General features: G+C 60.8%; 21 protein-coding genes. All 21 read right to left on the bottom strand.

Going from position 1 to position 19,102, the window contains the following annotated elements; translation table 11 throughout:
* On the bottom strand, positions 1 to 1,032 hold the full coding sequence (gene cas7e / locus BW995_RS11510) for a type I-E CRISPR-associated protein Cas7/Cse4/CasC (RefSeq protein ID WP_217696073.1): 1,032 nt from the start codon (positions 1,030 to 1,032) through the stop codon (positions 1 to 3).
* A 14-nt stretch (positions 1,033 to 1,046) separates the two neighbouring features.
* Positions 1,047 to 1,691 (bottom strand): type I-E CRISPR-associated protein Cas6/Cse3/CasE, encoded by a 645-nt coding sequence (cas6e, locus tag BW995_RS11515; RefSeq protein ID WP_217696074.1) that lies wholly within the window; start codon positions 1,689 to 1,691, stop codon positions 1,047 to 1,049.
* On the bottom strand, positions 1,688 to 2,230 hold the full coding sequence (gene casB, locus BW995_RS11520) for a type I-E CRISPR-associated protein Cse2/CasB (RefSeq protein ID WP_076400554.1): 543 nt from the start codon (positions 2,228 to 2,230) through the stop codon (positions 1,688 to 1,690). The genes cas6e and casB overlap by 4 nt, the downstream gene beginning before the upstream one ends.
* Positions 2,231 to 2,283: 53 nt before the next feature.
* A complete protein-coding gene (gene casA / locus BW995_RS11525; protein ID WP_076400555.1) occupies positions 2,284 to 3,786 on the bottom strand; it encodes a type I-E CRISPR-associated protein Cse1/CasA in 1,503 nt (500 codons plus the stop codon).
* Between the two features lie 9 nt (positions 3,787 to 3,795).
* The gene (cas3, locus tag BW995_RS11530; RefSeq protein ID WP_139332908.1) at positions 3,796 to 6,201 is read right to left on the bottom strand and encodes a CRISPR-associated helicase Cas3'; all 2,406 of its coding nucleotides are present in this window, start codon (positions 6,199 to 6,201) and stop codon (positions 3,796 to 3,798) included.
* Between the two features lie 271 nt (positions 6,202 to 6,472).
* Positions 6,473 to 6,784: a hypothetical protein gene (locus tag BW995_RS11535; protein WP_076400557.1), complete on the bottom strand. Its 312-nt coding sequence runs from the start codon at positions 6,782 to 6,784 to the stop codon at positions 6,473 to 6,475.
* Positions 6,785 to 6,856: 72 nt separating this feature from the next.
* Positions 6,857 to 7,066 (bottom strand): hypothetical protein, encoded by a 210-nt coding sequence (locus BW995_RS11540; protein ID WP_076400558.1) that lies wholly within the window; start codon positions 7,064 to 7,066, stop codon positions 6,857 to 6,859.
* Between the two features lie 51 nt (positions 7,067 to 7,117).
* A complete protein-coding gene (locus BW995_RS11545) occupies positions 7,118 to 7,387 on the bottom strand; it encodes a helix-turn-helix domain-containing protein (RefSeq protein ID WP_076400559.1) in 270 nt (89 codons plus the stop codon).
* The gene (locus tag BW995_RS11550) at positions 7,380 to 7,652 is read right to left on the bottom strand and encodes a BrnT family toxin (protein ID WP_076400560.1); all 273 of its coding nucleotides are present in this window, start codon (positions 7,650 to 7,652) and stop codon (positions 7,380 to 7,382) included. Before BW995_RS11550 ends, BW995_RS11545 begins: the two co-directional genes overlap by 8 nt.
* An 856-nt stretch (positions 7,653 to 8,508) precedes the next feature.
* Positions 8,509 to 9,114: a hypothetical protein gene (locus BW995_RS11560; protein WP_076400562.1), complete on the bottom strand. Its 606-nt coding sequence runs from the start codon at positions 9,112 to 9,114 to the stop codon at positions 8,509 to 8,511.
* Positions 9,107 to 9,532 carry a hypothetical protein gene (locus tag BW995_RS11565; RefSeq protein WP_139332875.1) on the bottom strand — a complete coding sequence of 142 codons (426 nt, stop codon included), beginning with the start codon at positions 9,530 to 9,532 and terminating at the stop codon, positions 9,107 to 9,109. The genes BW995_RS11560 and BW995_RS11565 overlap by 8 nt, the downstream gene beginning before the upstream one ends.
* A gap of 56 nt (positions 9,533 to 9,588) precedes the next feature.
* A complete protein-coding gene (locus tag BW995_RS20785) occupies positions 9,589 to 9,747 on the bottom strand; it encodes a plasmid mobilization protein (protein WP_175617056.1) in 159 nt (52 codons plus the stop codon).
* Position 9,748: 1 nt separating this feature from the next.
* Positions 9,749 to 12,166 carry a zincin-like metallopeptidase domain-containing protein gene (locus BW995_RS11570; RefSeq protein WP_076400564.1) on the bottom strand — a complete coding sequence of 806 codons (2,418 nt, stop codon included), beginning with the start codon at positions 12,164 to 12,166 and terminating at the stop codon, positions 9,749 to 9,751.
* Entirely contained in the window at positions 12,163 to 12,399 is a 237-nt protein-coding gene (locus tag BW995_RS11575) for a hypothetical protein (protein ID WP_076400565.1), read from the bottom strand. The genes BW995_RS11570 and BW995_RS11575 overlap by 4 nt, the downstream gene beginning before the upstream one ends.
* Positions 12,400 to 12,497: 98 nt before the next feature.
* A complete protein-coding gene (ssb, locus tag BW995_RS11580) occupies positions 12,498 to 12,875 on the bottom strand; it encodes a single-stranded DNA-binding protein (RefSeq protein WP_084194788.1) in 378 nt (125 codons plus the stop codon).
* A gap of 14 nt (positions 12,876 to 12,889) precedes the next feature.
* The gene (locus BW995_RS11585) at positions 12,890 to 14,935 is read right to left on the bottom strand and encodes a DNA topoisomerase (protein ID WP_076400567.1); all 2,046 of its coding nucleotides are present in this window, start codon (positions 14,933 to 14,935) and stop codon (positions 12,890 to 12,892) included.
* 5 nt (positions 14,936 to 14,940) lie between these two features.
* On the bottom strand, positions 14,941 to 15,348 hold the full coding sequence (locus tag BW995_RS11590) for a hypothetical protein (protein WP_076400568.1): 408 nt from the start codon (positions 15,346 to 15,348) through the stop codon (positions 14,941 to 14,943).
* A complete protein-coding gene (locus tag BW995_RS11595; protein WP_076400569.1) occupies positions 15,345 to 17,117 on the bottom strand; it encodes a type IV secretory system conjugative DNA transfer family protein in 1,773 nt (590 codons plus the stop codon). Before BW995_RS11595 ends, BW995_RS11590 begins: the two co-directional genes overlap by 4 nt.
* Complete coding sequence (locus BW995_RS11600; RefSeq protein ID WP_076400570.1) at positions 17,114 to 17,641, bottom strand: hypothetical protein; 528 nt, start codon at positions 17,639 to 17,641, stop codon at positions 17,114 to 17,116. The genes BW995_RS11595 and BW995_RS11600 overlap by 4 nt, the downstream gene beginning before the upstream one ends.
* Positions 17,638 to 18,102 (bottom strand): hypothetical protein, encoded by a 465-nt coding sequence (locus BW995_RS11605; RefSeq protein WP_076400571.1) that lies wholly within the window; start codon positions 18,100 to 18,102, stop codon positions 17,638 to 17,640. The genes BW995_RS11600 and BW995_RS11605 overlap by 4 nt, the downstream gene beginning before the upstream one ends.
* Entirely contained in the window at positions 18,095 to 19,102 is a 1,008-nt protein-coding gene (locus BW995_RS11610; protein WP_076400572.1) for a CpaF/VirB11 family protein, read from the bottom strand. The genes BW995_RS11605 and BW995_RS11610 overlap by 8 nt, the downstream gene beginning before the upstream one ends.

Consider the following 19,102-nt stretch of genomic DNA (forward strand, 5'->3'; position numbering starts at 1 on the left):
TCACTGCACGTGGTTTTGCAGGGCTTGTACCAGATCATCAATGCTGAAAGTCTCATCCAGCCCCCAGTCATAGCAGCCGAGCTTGCCAAACAACGAGCCGGACAGGCGTTCTTTTTTATCCAGATAGGTTGTCAGGGCTTCGATGCTGGGCGCGGCATAGCCGTCGCCTTTGGCTTTCACCGGCGCATCGAACGGCACCTGCAAACGCTGCCCCCGCCGGACCAGAACACGGGCAAAGTCCCACGGGCTTGCCCCGGACTGGGTGGTCTGGCGAGCCGCCGGAACGGCTTGATACAGGGCGTATGTAAAGGCGGCAATGGCCGTGCGGATATCATCCGGCTCCATGCTGGCCGCCAGTTGCCCCAGATCAAGGCTGATATAGCGGTAGTAGGTTGCCGAATTGAATTCCAGCGTCCCCATGTGCGCTGCGCCCGGCTCTTCGGCCTGATCATCCAGCGCGGTGAAGAAGTCGATTTCGTTGCTGACCTTGTGGGTCGACAAGGCGTGAGAGAAGCAGGCCGCCGCTTCGATGTTCATATCGGCAGCTTTGGCCACCATGCGGCCAAACAGCGCGATATCAAGTGCGTCGGTCGCGGGAGTGAGCGCCTTTTTCGCCCGCTTGGCCAGCTCTTTATCCTTCAGCTTGTCAGCCTCGAAGCCAACCTCGGCAGCATAGGCTGCCAGACTGGCGGCCTCGCTGTCACTGATGAACAGCAGGGTATCATCACTGAGCAGGTCAGCGATTTTCGTACCACAAGCCTCGGCCTGCTCGGCAGAGGCTCCGGCCTGTTCGCAGGCGGTGCGGAACAGCGGCGCAACGTGCTTGGTGCGGCTGGCCAGTTTGACGCCAAAATCCTGCAGCGCCAGACGGACCTGCCGTTTCCAGCATTGCGAGCTGACCCGGGCGCGGGTAACGCCGCCGACCACCGCCGTCTTGGGTGCCCCGACATCATCGCGGTTCAGGCAGGTCACCGGGAATGATTGCAGAATATGGTACTCGATACGGATTTTCTGATACGGATTGGACACCATAAGGCTTCCCCTGATTACGAAAACAGATCGTTGGCGAGCGGAACCAGTTGCAGAAGACCGCAGCCAAAGGCTCGGCCCCGACCAATTCCGCGTTGGAAACTTTGCTGGAACAGATCAGCGTCGGTCACCGTCAAGGTGCCCTGCACGGTCGCCCGGGCAATTGTGACTGGCTGCTGCCCCTTACCTCGAAATTGCAAGACATCGGCGGTGCTGACCGTCAGGCCATCCGCGTCCGCCGCAAATCCCCATGACCGGGCAGCGGCCTGACAAAACCACTCGGCAATGTCGTGGCGCTGGCGCACTGGAACCAGTTTGCGACTGGCACTGTCCCGGCGGGTGGGGTTGATCACCACCTCGAAACGATAGCGGGAGTGATTGAGAAACCCTGCCGGAACGGGCTTGCTGTCCAGCTCGCCCCATTCGCCCAGTTTTTCGGGCTGAGGTGAACGGTCAGACAGGATCAGGATCTTGCGTCCCCGCGCGTCCCCTCCCTTGTCGGCAAACAGAATACCGCTGGGGGTGCTGCCTTGTTTGGCGGCATCATCACGGACATCCGGAAACAGGCTGTAAATCACCCGGTGCAAGGAATAGGGATCGGTAATCCGCAGCGCCTGAACAGCGGCGCGGTCCAGCCGCAGAACGGCAGCAATCATGCTCATACTGCAGCCTCCGACGGAACAGTCCGGTAGTATTCCTGCGCCCAGCGGGCCTGGATACGCTGGCGATCTGCCTCGAACCACCGCAATTGCCGCAGCAGGGTGGCAAAATCCAGCCGGGCCACTCCCTTGCTGGCAATCAGGGCCAGAACAGGGCGCAGAACGCGGCAGACCTCGATCAGGGAATCACAGGACAGCAAACGCAGCAGGCGCGCTTTGCCTGCCCCCTCTGGCTCGTTGTCGTAACAGGACAGCAAAGCCGTCCCCAGTCCGGCATTGCCGTTTCCAGCCTGATCGCTTTTGCAGATGGCAGCCGCAATCAGGGCCAGAGGAGCACGGTCCCGGTCCTGTTCCAGATTACACCCAAAGCGGACCAGAAAATCCCAGCACTGGTATTCCGTTCCGGGGTTGTCTGCCCGCCGCAGCCGGGCGGCCAGTCCCTTGTTTGTCGCACGCAGATCAAACACCGCCTGCACAAAACTGCTGTCGCGGTCTTTCACCGGCTGATCACCGGTACTGGTGTGCTGCTGGGGGAGTTCCATACCCGTTATCCCTTTAGCTTCAGAAAACAACATTGTAGCGGCAACCCTTGCCATCACCGGCCTTTACGAGCCTTTTCACGATTGAACAGGGGGGCTTTGGGACGGGCCTTGGCCCATGCATCAAGCTGTCGGGCTGTGTCCTGAGGGCAAAAGCCATCAAAAGACTGCAGCGCGCATTCGGTAAAGACCCTGTGGAGAGAGGAAAGAGCCTGTGCTTTTTCTTCGCCCGCATAACAGGCGTACAGCAAGTCCTGAAAATGCCTTTCACACAACTGCCAATACAGCTCGGAAGCCTTGGCAGCCCGGCTTTTTCCATCAACCTTCAATTCAGTGCAATATCTGGATACGGACGAATAAACAATCCGGCTGACCGCATCCAGGGCTTCCATTTCGGCTTTCAGTTCCTGGAATCCGACGTCATCATTTACGTTGGGCGGCAGGGTTACATCGCTTTCAACAAAATCGTCCGCGCCAGATACATACTGCTCGCCTGCATTGCTGCTGACCCGCAATCCACCAGACCACAAACGGATTGGTATCCCCGCTTGCACGGCACGCCCCATGCCGGTCTGCACCTGACGGCAGAACATGGCGTCCCCGGCGTTCATGAACCCCAGCAACGCCGTCACGCTGCGCCATGGTCTTTTTTGTGGATCAACCCACAGAATGGCAGGCTTTTTTCCTGTCAACAGCGCGGTGGTGGTCGGATCAGTCACACCATCCTTGTAGCCCGGATGCAGAACACCTTCGGAGTAATGCAGCCCATTTTCGGTCAACAGACAAAACCGGCACAGCGGAACCAGCCGCCCCATCAGGGACTGCACCAATCCACGGGCCACATCACAATCTTCACCGGTTGGCATGGCTTCCCACGGAGCGACACCCACGCCCCTCGGGAACATCTGACTGCGCGCAATCCCATCATGTGTCATCAGGTTCAGCAGCACCGTATCCTGAAGGCTCGGGCCCTCGATAAACGAGTGAAGAGCCCCCAGAAATTCAACGCTTGGCCCTGCTTTTCCTGTCGAAGGTTTTCCCTTGTCATTCTGCTTGCGCCGATACCCCGCAGACAGAACCACACTGTTGTCGGTCTTTTTTCCCCCCAGAGCGAACCCCATCTGGGTAATCAGCAAGACCGCTCGTTCCGCATCGGACAGTGGGCGTTCGATCTGTGTTGCTAGCAGAACGGTGGTGTTCCCGGTCGAAACGTCAGGAAGAATGGCACCATATGGTTGCAGCGCGGCCCCCTTGATGGTCGGCATCTGCAAAAATGGCCGGTCTCCGCACAGAAAGAAGGCATCGTGGTGAGCCGCCAGATACTCCCGGCACTGCGCGGCCAGCCCTGCCGCCGTCAGACCCTGCCAGGCGGCTTCGTCGGCGGGGGTCTGGGCCGCCTGAGCAATCGCCATCAGCAGCTTGAACAGGGCTATTTTCTCAATCGGAGTTCCCCCGATTGTCCCCAACCCCGGATCGGAAAACAAGGCCAGCAGGCTGACCCGCCCGGCACCAGCCACCGGGATCCACGGTTCATCGATCAAATTGAAATGGTTTGTCACGACGTATCCTTATTCCCGCTCTTCAACGCGATAGCCAAAATCGCTGTCATACCGCAGCCTCAGGTCCGGATGAGCCGGTCCGCCACCCAGTGCGGACAGAACCCCATCGTCGCCAATCACCGCCACACGCACCAACGCCTCGGGGGCGTCCGGCATCCCGAGATAAAAACACTGTCCCAATCCATGAGACGCCAAGGCCCGGACGGGCATTGCCGTGGGGGCATGATGGTGTGGCACGCGAACGACAGACAGCATCAGGCGCGCAGCCAACTGGCGCCACCCCTGGCGATCCATATCCCGCAAGCGGTGAGGAATTTCGACCCGGGAACCATCTGGCAACAGGCACACGGAGACAGCCCCGACTGCCCGCAGGCTTTGCACCAGCAGGACATCACACGTTTCAATATCAGAAAAGCGGGTTCGCGCGGTTGTATCCGACTGGACAGGCTCGTCATCGACCAGCGTCAGGCGGGCCATCTGGCGCAATGCCCGCCGTCCTTTTCTGGTGCGGGTTCCATGTTCCAGCTCGTCAAACCAGCGAGCCATTGGCCCTTGCTCTGTCCGGGTGGCATAGGTGCGATCAACCAGAGAACGGATGTCATCCGGCAAGCAGACGTCCCGCAGGTCATGCCACACCTCCAATGACCGACATAACACATATGGGCTGTAAACCGCCGCAGTCGGACCAAATGCTGCCGCAGGGGTTTCGATGGCACGGGGCAGGTCCGGCACCAGCAGCAAAACGGTACAGTCAGTCCCAACCGGGCGCGGGGTATCGCGGTGACGCCAGAGCCGCCCCAATCGCTGGAGCAGCATGTCGGTCGGCGCAAAGCGGCTCACCAGAAAATCGGCGTCGATATCCAGCGACTGCTCAACCACCTGGGTGCCAATCAGAATGCGTCCACAGCGGGATCGTTGTGATCGACCATCCTTGCCAAAGATTTTCACCCATTCCGCTTCGGATGCCTGTCGATCCGACTGAAGATAACGGGAATGCAGCAGACCACAGTCAATGCCCTGACTTCTGGCGCGGGCTGCCAGGCTTTTAAATCGTTGCTGTGCCTCGGCGACGGTGTTTTCGACCCACAAGACCTGCTGCCCCTCCGCAGCACGGTTCAAGGCCTCCTCAAGTGCAACAGCATCATCCGTGCAGGAAACAACCGTCACCCGCGAGGCTGGTGGTGTCGGCAAGGGAATTTCACGGACAGGGCCATCATTCGGGCAGGCCGTAATCAACGGATATGCCGCCTGAGCCACAGCCGTTCCCAGAATGTCTGCCCGCCGGTCTTGCGTCAGGGTGGCGCTCAACACGATCACCGTCGCCCCCCATTGGCGCAAGGCGGTTACCAGCGTATCCAGCAGCACACCGGTATAGGCGTCATAGCTGTGGACTTCGTCCAGAATGACGACTTTTCCGGCCAGACCAAAGGCCCTGACCGCACCATGGTTGACATTCATTACCGCCATCAAGGCTTGATCGAGCGTTCCCACGGCAAACGGGGCCAGCAACCCCCGTTTGCGATGGTCAAACCAGCTTCCTCCCGGCTGGGCCTCTTCCCCCATTCGGGTATCGGTCAACCAGGCTTGCCCATGCAGCAGCAAAGCCCGTCGCGGCTGCCCATCCGGCAGAATTGCCGTCAAAAAATCCCGGAAGCGCTCGTAAATCTTGTTGGATGTCAGTTGTGTTGGCAGGGCAAAATAAACGCCTTCAGCCTGACCACTCTGGAGCATTTGATAGGCCGCGTACAGGGCGGCTTCGGTCTTGCCGAGGCCCATCGGAGCTTCGAGAACATACACTCCGGGCGAGGCAACACAGGCAGAAAAAGCCTGCTGGACCGGGTTGGGCGAAAAGCCGAACAGGTCTTCAAATTTCAGCCCCATCCGCACGGACAGGGGGTGAAAACCAGCTTCGTCAACCGCCTGTGAAATGACACCTTCCCAATCGGATGCCGGGTCTTCAAACAGGTCTCCCGATCCGATCCAGTCCGCAACTGTCGTGAATCCGGTCAATAACCGTGCCTGCCACATATCCGTGACCACTGGCTCATCCACGCTCAGGGCCGTGCGTAAGGCCTGAACCAGTTGGACACGTTGCTCTTGCCATGCAGGCCCGCCAAAAATCTCGGCCGATGCCGTATAATTTTGCGCATTGGGATAAAAGCCGTGGTGCTGTCCGATAATGGCAGGGCCATATCCTGCCATTCCCATTCCACGCGCTGCGACCATGCCAACCGTCGCATGGCCTCCCCACCCCTGTTCCAAAGCCGGATTAATTCCCGGCAACGCCACCAGATCATTTGGAACGGTACAGGCCTGACGTATTTTTTCGTAAAAGAAAGGGCTGACTTTGCCAATGTCATGCTCGGCGGCTTGCGTTTCTGCCCCCGGCACGGCAATCACCCGGCGGCGAGTCATCAGCTCACGCGCCACCAGCCCGACAATAAGGCAATGCTGATAGACGGTGCGCCCGACAGAGGTTTCTCCTGACGGGGTTACATAGGTCTTTGCCGGGCATTGAAAGCAGGAAACCGCGTCAGCATTGCCTTGAGGGCTTTTTCGTGCGGGAGGCAATCTCATGTGACTGCGTCGCCAATATATAATAAACGGAGAAATGCATTGATGTCAGGCACTAACGGCTTCCTCATGATAAGTGTACTGGCAATGATCTTGAGTAGATTCAATTATATTAAATCAATGAATGGATGCAAGTATCGGCTGGTGTGGTAAAGCTGACAGGTGATGATCGGTCACCTTCGGCGGCTGTGGCATAGCCCTCGGCGACCACCATCGGGACTTTGCCGACCTGCTTGTGCGGGTCGATCAGGTGGAACAGGCCGGTCTTGCGGCCTCCTTTCAGGAAGGTCTTCCCCGGCCCCTCGCTGCGCTGGCCGATGGTTTGCAGGTTGTGCTGATGGCCGTCACTGTCACGCAACGGCACCAGCAAGTGCCCATCGGCGTTTACCTTCACCGCCATCCGGGTTTGGAACGGGCAGGCCATGGGGATTGTGCCGCCTCACCACTATGTTTCTGCCCGATCCGTTTGGACCAGCAATGATCCATAGGGTCTTGCTCATAACTGCCGCACATCCTCCCAGTCTTCGCCGTTGAAACGGATCAGGGTGCGCGTGCCATCAGGGTTGGCCCTGACGTAGCCTTCGGGAAAGCGAGGGTCTGCAAAGTAGGCGGGAATGCCAGCCTTCAAAAGATCCTCAACCGCTGTGAATGGCAGGCGGTCAAAGTCTTCAACAATAGGAAAATGGTCAGGGTCGCCGGTGCTCATGGGTGTTCCCTTCCTGCAGGAGGCAAAGTGAGTGATGGACGGCAGAAGAAATCAGGCGACCGACAGCCAGGTGCATATCTCTTCGGGATGCCGATAAATCAGGCTGATGAGAGCCTTTCCCGGACCATCGGGATCAGTCCTGCGCTGTTCCCAGTTTCGCAACGTTCCAATGGAAATTCCCAGCAGGCTGGCCATCTCCTTTTGGGATAAGCCCAGTCTGGCCCTGGCTGTCAGCAATTGGCCCGCTGCATCCAGCGGCTTGGCCGGGTAGTCACTCCAGTCTGGATTGTCGTCCCAGTCTTCAAAATCATCATCAGCCATAGCGTTTTTGCTCCTTGCTGTTCGCCTTGCGCACCGAAATGGCCCGGAAAGTGTCACCGCGAGGGGTCCAGACACCAACGTAAAGCCGCTGCTCAACGTAACCGAAGGTGACGAACCGGGGTTCACCATAATCCCTGCGGTCATCGGGGAAGGTCGTGACTTCTCCCTTAAGGACAGCTTCCAGAAGAGCAAGGGAAACCCCATGCTTTTCCTGATTTACAGCCTCTTTTGAGGGATCGAAGGTGATGTTTCGCGTGCTGTCCATACGAAAGATGATACGCTAATAGCGTAGTATCGGCAAGGGGATTTGTACGCTATTAGCGTACCATTTCAATAATGGACCAAACTGGCGTTGGCATCTACGCCAATCCTTGGGTTGTAGAACATTACCAAATATAGAAGTATATTAACATGTTGCCTCTATGAGAGTGATAACGTCAATGCATATCCCATTGCTTAACGGAGGTGGATAATGGAGGAAGCCTGTTATGGAAAACCACATGGTCCCCTTGTAACCCCGGAAGAATTCATCCTCAGGGGAACATCTCTTTATAATGCGTTAGGGATCGTTCCATACTGCCCCTCATGCGATGAGCCATTGTTTTTGCATGCAGTCCATAGCCTCCGAACATCCTCAAGTTTTCACCACAGGGAACTGAAAGAGGGTATCGATCCCTTGGATGACTGCGTATTGGCCGCACGCAATGCGCGCCTGAAGTCCCTTGAACCCGATGGTTGGGACTTTGCACGAGGGCAAAGAATCAGGGAGCTCTTTTTCGAAGATACGAACCTTCGATATGCATATGCGTTTTGCTTGAGTATGTGCCGCAAAGGCAATCTCCCTGTCCCTCAATGGCAAAAAATGCTTCAAAGGGCAGACCAGAAAAAAATTTGGTGCTACGCAGGCATAAAGGTCTGGGCCATCCCCTATATTCTTCTTTCTTTGGAGAATTTTAGGACACGACCCAGCCCTCAAAAGCTGGAGTATGGATTTCATTTCATTTTGCATAAACCGCGAGGAAGCAAAATTTCGTCTATGTGGGGAACATCGTCTTGCACCCTCAAAAAGGTGTTCTCCGATAGCGGAAATGAAATCGCTGCATCAGATAACCCGTATCCAGTTACGGCGGAGGCAATGATACAAAAAGCCGGGGACACGTCCTGGATTCCGCAGGCTCTTCTACGATCCCTGAAACCACCCTCATAGGAACAGGCGGCCAACATCCGTCTGCATCTTTGATGTTCTCCATGCCGTAAACATCCAGAATCCTGAACTCAACGGGTTGGGTATCCATTTCGTCTGGAGGCCATCTTTTATCGAGATTAAATCTCTGAATAATCACTTCCATGCCCGCGACCGCTTGCGCAAATGTCGGGGCATGATGGAAGGCATCACCGGGATACTGAACGGTACACGGTTCATAATTCAGGCGATCTTTGACCCAGTAATGGAAACGGGCAAAAAGTGTCTCTGGGCAGTCGCCATTGATGAAGATTTCTGTCCAAACCAGACAGGCCACAAAGCCCGGCTTTGACGGGTGGCGCTGAACATGTCCGTACCAGTATTTTGAGAGGCCCGGATCATCAGCATAGATAAGCGCAAGCGCTTCCTGATCTCCTGACGGCCCTTTCTCGACATGAAAAGCCCGCTGCCGGATCAGCAGGCCGGTATAGCAATCGGGATTGCGGCGCAGAGCCTGCTCAAGGCGGGCGATGACATCAGGCATCCGTGCCTCCTGATTCCCCAGTGGCCGATGCGGCATTAAAAGCTTCCGCCAACTTCAGCAGCCCGGCAGATATCCGCCCCCAACACTGGGCGGCGAACTCCATCCGGGCTACCCGCTGGCATTCATGGGCAAAGTATTCGGCAGCAAAGAAGTCATTCTTCCCGCTAACAACATCGGCCATGTTGTGGGCGAGATCAGAGAGGACGAAGGCGATCTTTTGGCCGTCGGGCACATTCCCCGGAATGCGGCAGGCACTCGGGCCCTCGGCCTTGTGCAGATCGACATACAGCCCGGCAATAACCCGGCCTGGGGCGGGCTCGCTGGCAGCCAGCCTGATCCACAGGAAAATCTTCCCCATCGCCTGAACCAGCGAGCGTTGAAATGGCGTGGGATGAGCGGGGTTCGACGTTTCTGTCATGACTGTCTCCATGGACCCGAGAGGCACCCCCATGCCCCTCGGGTCTGTTGTTTGGGTCATTCGCCCTGTTCGGCCCTGGCCTTCTGCAATTCGGCGAGGGCGGCGGCCCTCAGCAGGTCGGAGAGGGTGATGCCGCGTCTGGCGGCTTCGGCTTCGAGGGCCTTTTTTTCCTGTACGGTGACGTAGGCTTTCAGCAGGGCGCTGCGGAGTTCCATGTCACAGCCCCAAAGCCATGCCCTGACCGGCCTGTTTGCTCTGGCGGGCGGTTTGGGCTTGCTGCTGATCCTGCTGGAGCCGGACGCCTTGCTGCTGGCGCAGGGTGGCGACCAGCGGGGCGAGGGCGGCGGCGACGGCGGCTTTGCCCTGGTCCTGGGCCAGGTCGTTCCAGTCGGTCAGGCCTTTGGCCTGCTGGGCTGTGGTAAGCTGTGGTAAGGCCAGCGTCCCTGCCACTGCCTGAGCGGCTTCGGTGGCCTTGACCTTGCCCACGTTCACCTGTCCGGGGCGGTTTTCGAGGTGGTGATCATTGTCACCGGCGATCATCAGCGGCACCTGCGGCCAGGCAGCTTTCAGGGCCTCGGCCACTGGACGCAAATTGCCGCTGTCAAAGGCGACGGCGACCGGCAGGCCGGTGGCCTGATGGACTTCGGCGGCGGTGGCATAGCCCTCGGCCACCACCATCGGGACTTTGCCCGCCTGCTTGTGCGGGTCGATCAGGTGGAACAGCCCCGTTTTCCTGCCGTTCTTGAGGAAGGTCTTGCCCGGCCCATCCTCGCTGCGCTGGCCGATGGTTTGCAGGTTGTGCAGATGGCCGTCACTGTCGCGCAGCGGCACCAGCAAACGGCCTTCGGCATCGACCTTCACCCCGTACCCATGGACGTTCTTGGCGGCCAGATAGGGGCTGTTGTCGCGGTTGGCCCATTGCGGAGCATTGCGCCAGATACCATAAGCAGCACGGGCGGCGGCGGCGTGGGCGGCCTCCAGCCCGGACTGCCGGGCCGCAGCCCGTTCGGCAGCCTCGGCGGCCAGTGCGGCGCGTTGCTCAGGCGAAATTGCCACCGAGGCGGCGGTCCACTGGATGGCCTCGCCGCCCTGCTTGAAGTTGACCATCTGCCCGTTGGCAACGCCATCCAGAAAGCCGCGATAGCTGCCGGAAAGCTGGCCCTGTCGGTCGCCGGTCACTGGCACCCGGTGCCACTGACCATCCATCACCGGCGCGCCCTTCAGCTCCAGCCCGTGGACAGCCAAAGCCTCGGCGAACTGTTCGACCGGCGAACGCTCGACCGGAGCCGCCTGCGCCTGTATTGGCAGCCATGGCGTCAGCGCCGCCCGGTCGGTGCCTTCCGGCGCGTACCATGATTTGGCAGCCTTGTCCCACTTCGCCCCCGCCTGTTTGGCGGCCAGCCGCTCCTGATAGGGCACCGCCAGCCAGACCTTTTCTGTCGGCTGTTGCACCTCATCAGCCGGAGCGGCTTCCGGGGACTTGGTGGCGGCGGTTTCCGGCTGCTTCTGCCACTGGGCAAGGGCGGCCATGTCGGCCCCTTCCGGCGCGTACCATTTTTGCACGAACTTGTCCCAGCGGGCACCGGCAGCCTTGGCCGCATCCTTTTCCTTGAACGGCACCTGCAAGTAAACGCGGGTCGCGGTGGGGGTGTCCTGGGACTGCTCCATTCCTTTGGCCTCCCTGACGCTTTGGGTCTTGGTCGAGGCATGGCGCTGGTGCAGCTCCTGCCGCTTTTCAGGCTCCAGCACCCACGTCTGGATCACTTCGGCATCACGGGCGGCGCGGAAAATCTCGTTCGGATCGTCCTTCAGCACCTTGATCCACGACGCCACATAGGCGGCATGGTTGCCGGGGTTGTGACCAATCCCCAGCGTTTGCGCCACCATCAACGAGGAAATTTCCGCTCGCAGCTCTTCACGGGCGTATTTCTCCGAGCCGAACGGCCCGGACAGGTCCCTGTTCAGGCGGCTGGAATGGCCGGTGGCGTGGCCCAGCTCGTGCAGGGCGGTGGCGTAATACTGCGCGGCGTCCTTAAAGTGCTCGCGCCGGGGCAGATGGATTTCATCAACCTTCCCGCCACGGTAAAAGGCCCGGTCCTGGGTGTCGTGGTGGATCGGCACACCGGCCCCGGCCAGCAGGCCTTCGGCCCGCTCGATGGGGTCAAAGCTCAGCTCCGGGGCTTTGTAGGGAGGCAGGCCATCAATCTGGCTGGCGTTGAACACCACGAACCGCTGGGCAATCGGGCGTGTCAGCTCGTAGGTGGCCTTTTGCGGCTTGCCGTCCTCACCGAGGATCGGCTTGCCATGTTCATCACGGAGCACGCGCTGTTCATGGGTTTTCCAGAACTCAATCGGGACGCCTCGCGCCCCCTTGCGGACCTGCGCGCCGACGCTTGCCGCCTGATTATAGGTCATCCAGCGCGGGTCGTAGGAATCGTGCATGGACAGCCACATCTGGTTGCCACCGCGATAGACGGTGCCGGAGACGGGATTGAACGGGGGCTCCTTGATCAGCCCCGGCTTGACGAAGTGCTGCCACGGCGCGGTGCCTTCCTCCAGCCGCCGGATCAGCTCTTCGGCGACTTTCTGGCGGAAGGAAGAGGCAGGCGGAGTTTTGCGGGGGGCGTCGCTCATGCTTCACCCCCTTTCTCGTCGTCAGGACGGCCATAGGGGAACAGGTGCGCCTCCAGCGCGTCGTCAGCCGGGAAATCGTCGTCGGGGATGATGCCCATGAACTCGGCCAGCTCTGGGTCAACCTCGACCATCTGACCGGCATCAAGCTGCTGGTCCACGAGGGCGGCAGCCTGCCGCAGGTTCTGTTCTGTTTTGTCGTTGTCGTTGTCGTTGTCGTTGTTGAAGTCAGACATGGCGAAATACCTTTTTCAGAAAGATGGACGGTCAGGGCTGCTTACGTGCAGGAAACGATGCTCAACAGCAGGTAAAATTCCCGACTTCGTTGCCGTCATCACTGGACGCCATTAGTCATTCCACCATCAGGGGAGCCAGCCCGGTCGAGCAGCAGGAGCTGGCTGAGGATGACTTCGGTTGCAAAGCGTTCGGTTCCGTTCTGATCGGTCCATCTGCGGGTGCGCAGCTCTCCCTCGACAAAGGCTTTGCTGCCCTTTTTGAGGTACTGCCCGGCCACTTTGACCAGACCCGAATTGAACACCACGACCCGGTGCCATTCGGTGCGGTCGCGTTTTTCACCGCTGTTGCGGTCTTTCCAGCTATCGGTGGTTGCCAGGGTAAAACTGACAACCGCTTCCCCGGCCTGGGTGGTGCGCTGTTCGGGATCACCGCCGAGGTAGCCGATCAGGGTGACGCGGTTCAAACAACCAGACATGCTCTTTCTCCTAATTAAGAGGCCACGGCCTTGCCGGGCTTGTGTTTCGAGGTGGCTTTGCGCGGGCTCAGGTCCGGCTTGCCCTTGGTATCGGGATAAGTCGCCTTGCAGGCGGGATAGGCCGAGCAGGCCCAGAAATCGCCCTTGCTGCTGCTGCGTTTGCGCAGGTGGCCTTTGCCACAGACCGGGCAAAGCGGTGCCGTGCTGGTGATGCTCAGGCCGTGTTCCTTGATGCGGGCGACTTCGGCGGCGATGGTGGCGTCCACCCCCTTGATCACCGTGCGGAAGTCCATGACACCGGCTTCGATTTGCCGCTGCTGCTCGTCCCACAGGGCGGTGAGATCGGGCTTGACGGCAAGGTCTGGCAAGGCATCGTGGAACGAGCGGCCCAGTTTTGTGGAGACCAGTGCCGCGCCCTTTTCTTCGACAAAGCCCCGCTTAAAGAGGGTTTCGATGTGGCTGTCCCGCGTGGCCGGAGTGCCGATACCGCCCGCTTCGTCCTGCTTGTCGGCATCCTTTGCCAGCAGCAACGCCCTGATTTTCGGATCGGTGACGTACTTCGAGACTTTTGTCAGGTCTTGCAGCAGGGTTTTCATGGTGTAGCGCGGCGGCGGCTTGGTGGTGCCCTGTTGACTGGCAGCGTCTTTCACAACTCCCTGATTGCCCCGCTTCAGGGCTTCGAGATTGTTGCTGCTGCCTTCCTGATCGTCTTCGGCTGCGTCAACCTCTTCCTTGCCGTACAACAGCCGCCAGCCAGCGGCCACATCAACCCGACCGGTGGCCTTCAGTGTGTGGCCGTTGGCCGAGAAAACCACTTCGGTGGACCGCCACTGTTCTGGCGGGTAGAACTGCGCCACGTACTGCCGGACGATCATCTGGTAAATGCGGGCCTCGTCCTTGCTCAGCGCCGCCAGATCGGGCACCCGTTCGGTCGGGATGATGGCGTGGTGGGCGGTGACCTTGCTGCTGTCAAAGGCCTTGCTGCGCAGCGTCGGGGTTGCTCCGGCCACCAGCTCGCCAAACGCTCCGGCCAGAGCCGCCAGCAGCGCCGGGGCTTCGGCATGACGTTCGCCATTCAAATAGCGGCAGTCCGAGCGGTTGTAGGTGATGGCATTGTGCTTGTCGCGCAGGGACTGGGTGATTTCCATCACCTGCTTGGGGCTATACCGATAGGCTCCGGCAGCGTCAGCCTGCAAGGCCAGCAGGTTATAGGGCAGCGGTGCGGCCTGTTGCCGGGCGGTGGTGGTCGCCACCTGCACGGTGGTGGTCTGGCCGCGCAGACTGTTGACCATCGCCTGTGCAACAGCGGGATTGGTCAGACGGCCTTTGTCGTCCACCGGATCATCCTTGCCCGGCTGGCAGGTGGCGGCAACCTCCTGGCCCCCGACCGACAGCGTGGCCTTGACGGTGTAGTAATGGCTCTTCGTGTGGCCTTCATGGGCCTTGTCGCGGGCGACCACCAGCCCGAGGATCGGGGTCTGTACCCGCCCGACCGACAGCACGCCATCGACGCCTTTTGCCCGCGCCGCCAGCGTGCAGGCGCGGGTCATGTTGAAGCCATACCTCTGGTCACTGACCGCCCGCGCCAGTGCGGACAGGGAGAGAGGCTGATAGTCGGCATTGTCGCGCATCGCCTGAAAGGCGGCACGGATCGGGCCGGGGTTGTTGTCGTTGATCAGCACCCGCTTGCACGGTTTGTCGGTCAGACCGGCGTACTCGATCACCTCGTCAACCAACCGCTGCCCTTCGGGATCGGGATCACCGGCATGGACCAGCTCGTCGGCCTGTTGGGCAAGGGCGACAATGGCCTCGTAATGGGCTTTATGTTCGGGCTGGAGATAGAGCTTCACCGGCCAGCGGATCGGCAGGTCTGCCAGTGACCAGCGTTTGTATTTTTCATCGTGTTCGTCGGGTTCGCCGAGCCGGATGATGTGGCCATACAGCCAGCTCACCGCATCGCCGTTGGGCAGGCGGTAGGCTGAGGCGGTCTTTGATCCTCCGCCAAAGGCAGCGGCGATGGCTGCCGCAACGGCGGGTTTTTCAGCGATAATCAAGCGCATGGCGTTCAGTCCTTTCTTTTGAGCGGCAGGGCGGAAACGAGCGTCAGCACCGCCAACGCGGCCTGTGCGCCAGCGATGACGGCAAAGGCGAGGGAAACCCACAGCTCGGCGGGAACAGGGGCAGAGGACGACAGCAGGCAGAAAAAGCCGTTGTCGGACAGGCCGCTGACCTGCCGGGCCTGCTGGTACCAGAACAGGGCAATCAGCGAGGTGAGCACCGCCCCCTTGCGCAGCCAGAACAGCGAGGAAAACCGGGTTGGCAGCAGGCCCATCATCAGAAAACTGGACAGGCCAAGGCTGGTGTTGAAAACGACGCTGGCAACCGGGGCGAGGAAGGTGATGGCTGTGGTTGCGGTCAGAGCTGCGACTGCTGCAACAAGGTCATGGGGAGACAGTTTCTGTTGATCCTTCATTCCGCCGCCCCCTGTGCCGGGACCGGCATTTCCGACCGGCGCAGCAGCTCGCGGTCCTGGAAGTAGAGCTTCTGGCGGCCATAGAGCGGCGGCGACCCGGCGGAGAAGATCAGCATGTCGCCGGGGATGACCTTTTTGCCCCGGACGCGGATGCCGGGCAGGGTCATGCACTCGTCGGGGGTCAGCAGGGGACGGGCGACTTCGGCGAGGCTGTCCGAGGTGCTGGCCACCACCTCCAGACCTTTGCGCGAGGCTCCGCGCTTGGCCTGCACCACGGTGGTCTTGCCCAGCATGTCGGACAGGACTTTTGCCGTCTCGGCGGTGTTGGGGGCATAGGCAATGCGCACATGGCAGTTGCCCATGATGCTGTTTTCCTTGCCGTAATCCTTCTGAAGCTGGGTGATGTCCTGCACGATCAGGAAGGCCTTGATGCCGTAACCCGCCATGAACGCCAGAGCCTTCTCGAAGATTTCCAGCTTGCCAATCGACGTAAATTCGTCGAGCAGCAGCAACAGCCGGTAGCGGTACAGCGGCCCGCCGGTGTGGGCCATTTCGGCGGTCAGGCGGCGCAGGATCAGGTTCATGACGATGCGCAGCAGTGGCCGCAGGCGGTCGATGTCGGACGGCGGCACCACCAGATACAGCGCCGCCGGGCTATCGCCGTTCATCAGGTCTTTCAGGCGGAAATCGCTGCGGGCGATGTTGGCCGACACAATCGGGTCACGGTACAGCGCCAGCTCGACAATCGCCGAGGAATGCACCCCGGACCGCTCGGCCCCGGCCCGGTCGAGCATTTCCTGCGCCGCCGTGTGGACCAACTGGTTGACCGCCTCACGCGCACCACCGTTCAGGCAGTGGTCAAAGGCGATCATCGCCTTCAGCATGCGGGTCAACCCTTCCTCGTCAACGGCATCGCCGCCTGCTTCGGTCGGGGCGCGGGTCGGGGCTGACAGGTACAGCGACACGTCGCGCAGGTTGGCCACCCGGCGGTTTTCGCTCATCACCCGGTACATCACGTGCAGGATACCGGCGGTCAGCCAGCCAAAGCCGGTCTTCATGAAGAAGTCGCGCAAGCCCTTGCCGTCGGGGTCGATGATCATCATGGCGATGTTCTGGGCGTCGGACACCTCGAAGTCGGTCCCCAGGCGGATTTCGGCCAGCGGGTTGAAGCTGACGCTGCCGTGCAGAGCCGCCGGTTCAAACTTCAGGATCCTGTGGCCGAGGCTGGCGCGCCAGCCTGCGCTTTTGGCGTGGTTTTCGCCCTTGATGTCGAGCACCACCACGGAATCCGTCCACTCGCCGAGCAGGGTTGGCAGGACCAGCGTCACCCCCTTGCCCGAGCGGGTGGGGGCAAAGCACAGGACGTGCTCCGGCCCGTCATGGCGCAGGGTGCGTACCTGCCAGCCCTTGCGGAAACCGCCGACCACCACGCCCTTGCTGCCGGTCAGTCCGGCGAGGACGGCATCCCGCCAGCGTCCCCAGCGGGCCGAGCCGTGCAGGGTCTCGGCGGCGTGCTCGCCATGGACGGTGCGCGCCTTCGCCCGGCTGTTGAGCGCCAGAGCCACCACCAGCACCAGCAGCAGCCCGCCTCCGGCCGCATAGCCGGACCAGGCGATGAACTCCGGCAGGGTCCTGTAATCATGGACATAGGCCTTCAGCCACTGCCAGTGCGGGCGCTGAAGGACATCAAAGCCGAACACCTGCCGCCAGACGGTGGCGGTGATCAGCGCCATCAGCACCGGAGACAGCAGCAGGAACAGACGGATCATGGTGCTGCCTCCCCGACCGGGTGTTCAACGGCAGCGGCAACGCTCAGCACCGTGCCCAGCCCGTCCCGCACCACGCAGCTCATGACGATGTGCAGCGCGAGGGTATCGAGCAGGAAGACGGCCTGATGCGGCGGCGCAACGGTGTGAACAACCACCGCCATCAGCGCCAGCGGATAGGAGGCATTGACCAGCAGCGACAGGGTGCGGGTGCCGCCGTACCACCGGGCGACCACCCGCAGGTCACGCAGGATGGTCAGCGCCCGGAGTGTTGCCCCGCAAAACAGGCTCCCACTCAGGGCGATATATGCAAAAATGGCAACCATTGGGCGCACGGCGTCCGTTGGAGAGGCGAGGTAAAAGGACGTGCCCAGCAGCAAAAGGCTGAGGGCGGTCCCGACCGGCACAGAGGCAAGGTAAAAATGCAGGCATGTTTTCAGGCGTACAGCGAGAGTGGCGACATCGGTCGGTTTGACCGGACGGCACCAGGGCAGGCCAGCGCCTGATGAAGGACGGATGGTGTTCATGCTGCGCCATCCTTTTCCCCGGTGTGGTCGTTGCCGGAGGCGGTCGTCAGCCGGTCGATGGTGGCGGTACAGTCCTCCAGCGCGCACATCTGGATGCTGATGACGGCAAGGGCCAGCACCCAGTCCGCCGGGACACCGTCCGGCGCGGCAACAGCCAGTGGATGGATGGTCAACAGGGCTGCGATCACCGCCAGCGGCAGGGCCGATGAGACCAGCAGGGGGATTTTCCGCTGCATCACCAGAGCCTCGCCATGCAACGGAGGAAGCCGTCCGGCGCGCAGAAGAGCCAGAGAAACCAGCAAAACCCCGGTGCAGATCACCAGATACAGCGCCAGCAGGGGCAGCAGATAGGGCGTAACGGCCAGCAGGCTGAAGCACATGATGGTCATGAACGGAGCGGAGTCCAGGTAATGTCCGGGCAGGACACCGACCCGCAGATTGCTCCCTTTGGCGTCATTCATGCTTTTCTTCTCCTGAAACAGTGAGGTCAGTCATCACCCCGTCCCGCATCACCCACGAGGCGGTGCGGGGCAGGTAGATGTCGGTGATGCGGCGCATGCCGTCGTGGGTGCGCTTGATCTGGATCACCACGTCGATCAGCTCGGCGAGGAATTCCGGGACGCGGGGCATGGACTGGCCGGACCAGGCGATGTTCTGGTCAAACTTGCGGGTCAGGGCCTGTTCCGGGCTGGCGGCGTGGATGGTGCACATGAAACCGGTGATGCCGGAGTTCAGCGCCCCGAGCGCCGGATAGGCGTTCATGGTGCTGATTTCGCCGAACAGGACGTGGTCCGGCGTTGCGCGCATCAGGTGGTCGTACATCTGCCGCCAACTGACCATTCCGGCACGCTGGCCGTCATCGTCGCGGGCAGCCAGCAGGCCGACGGCGTCCCAGAAGCGGGCAATGTCCAGTTCCGGGGTGTCTTCGGCGGCGATCACCCGCCGGTCGGCGGGCAGGAACTCCAGCAGCTTGTTCAGCAGGGTGGTTTTGCCGGTGTTGGTGGCACCGCTGATCAGCATGTTGGCCTCGGCCTCGATGCAGCGGCGCAGGAAGGCTTCGACCTGCGGGGTTGCCCCCACCTGTTGCCAGGTGGGGGTAAAGCGGTGTTTGCAGCGGATGGCCAGCGACAGCCTGCTTTGCACGCTGGCCCCGGTCAGGCACTCGAAGCGGTGGCGCTGGCTGCCGTCCGGCAGGCCGGGCAGGATGCACGACAGCTTGGGGGCGCTGTCCGGGCTGTAGTTGACCGAGTTGATGTTGGCCAGCGTGCGGCAGATGTCTTCGATCACCGCCAGCGTCAGCTCGGCGGCCTCGATCTGCTGCTTGCCGTGGCCCCGCCGCTCGACGATCACCGCGCCCGGTCGGCACATGCGCATTTCAACCGTTTGCGGATCATCGTAAAAGCGCGCCAGCGGGCGCAGGACGGTGTCAAGGACGGCAGAGGAAGACGGGATGTGGCCCAT

Source organism: Insolitispirillum peregrinum (genome assembly GCF_900156605.1).
Taxonomy (GTDB): domain Bacteria; phylum Pseudomonadota; class Alphaproteobacteria; order Rhodospirillales; family Rhodospirillaceae; genus Insolitispirillum; species Insolitispirillum peregrinum.

What these genes read in the sequence shown, in the direction of transcription:
- BW995_RS11575 (WP_076400565.1), bottom strand. Translation starts at nt 12,399, where the DNA reads ATGTCTGACTTCAACAACGACAACGACAACGACAACGACAAAACAGAA.
- casB (WP_076400554.1), bottom strand. Translation starts at nt 2,230, where the DNA reads ATGGAACTCCCCCAGCAGCACACCAGTACCGGTGATCAGCCGGTGAAA.
- BW995_RS11550 (WP_076400560.1), bottom strand. Translation starts at nt 7,652, where the DNA reads ATGGACAGCACGCGAAACATCACCTTCGATCCCTCAAAAGAGGCTGTA.
- BW995_RS11610 (WP_076400572.1), bottom strand. Translation starts at nt 19,102, where the DNA reads ATGGGCCACATCCCGTCTTCCTCTGCCGTCCTTGACACCGTCCTGCGC.
- ssb (WP_084194788.1), bottom strand. Translation starts at nt 12,875, where the DNA reads ATGTCTGGTTGTTTGAACCGCGTCACCCTGATCGGCTACCTCGGCGGT.
- BW995_RS11535 (WP_076400557.1), bottom strand. Translation starts at nt 6,784, where the DNA reads ATGGCCTGCCCGTTCCAAACCCGGATGGCGGTGAAGGTAAACGCCGAT.
- BW995_RS11605 (WP_076400571.1), bottom strand. Translation starts at nt 18,102, where the DNA reads ATGAATGACGCCAAAGGGAGCAATCTGCGGGTCGGTGTCCTGCCCGGA.
- BW995_RS11600 (WP_076400570.1), bottom strand. Translation starts at nt 17,641, where the DNA reads ATGAACACCATCCGTCCTTCATCAGGCGCTGGCCTGCCCTGGTGCCGT.
- BW995_RS11570 (WP_076400564.1), bottom strand. Translation starts at nt 12,166, where the DNA reads ATGAGCGACGCCCCCCGCAAAACTCCGCCTGCCTCTTCCTTCCGCCAG.
- BW995_RS11560 (WP_076400562.1), bottom strand. Translation starts at nt 9,114, where the DNA reads ATGCCTGATGTCATCGCCCGCCTTGAGCAGGCTCTGCGCCGCAATCCC.
- BW995_RS11590 (WP_076400568.1), bottom strand. Translation starts at nt 15,348, where the DNA reads ATGAAGGATCAACAGAAACTGTCTCCCCATGACCTTGTTGCAGCAGTC.
- BW995_RS11595 (WP_076400569.1), bottom strand. Translation starts at nt 17,117, where the DNA reads ATGATCCGTCTGTTCCTGCTGCTGTCTCCGGTGCTGATGGCGCTGATC.
- BW995_RS11540 (WP_076400558.1), bottom strand. Translation starts at nt 7,066, where the DNA reads ATGAGCACCGGCGACCCTGACCATTTTCCTATTGTTGAAGACTTTGAC.
- cas3 (WP_139332908.1), bottom strand. Translation starts at nt 6,201, where the DNA reads ATGACTCGCCGCCGGGTGATTGCCGTGCCGGGGGCAGAAACGCAAGCC.
- BW995_RS11565 (WP_139332875.1), bottom strand. Translation starts at nt 9,532, where the DNA reads ATGACAGAAACGTCGAACCCCGCTCATCCCACGCCATTTCAACGCTCG.
- cas6e (WP_217696074.1), bottom strand. Translation starts at nt 1,691, where the DNA reads ATGAGCATGATTGCTGCCGTTCTGCGGCTGGACCGCGCCGCTGTTCAG.
- BW995_RS11545 (WP_076400559.1), bottom strand. Translation starts at nt 7,387, where the DNA reads ATGGCTGATGATGATTTTGAAGACTGGGACGACAATCCAGACTGGAGT.
- BW995_RS11585 (WP_076400567.1), bottom strand. Translation starts at nt 14,935, where the DNA reads ATGCGCTTGATTATCGCTGAAAAACCCGCCGTTGCGGCAGCCATCGCC.
- BW995_RS20785 (WP_175617056.1), bottom strand. Translation starts at nt 9,747, where the DNA reads ATGGAACTCCGCAGCGCCCTGCTGAAAGCCTACGTCACCGTACAGGAA.
- cas7e (WP_217696073.1), bottom strand. Translation starts at nt 1,032, where the DNA reads ATGGTGTCCAATCCGTATCAGAAAATCCGTATCGAGTACCATATTCTG.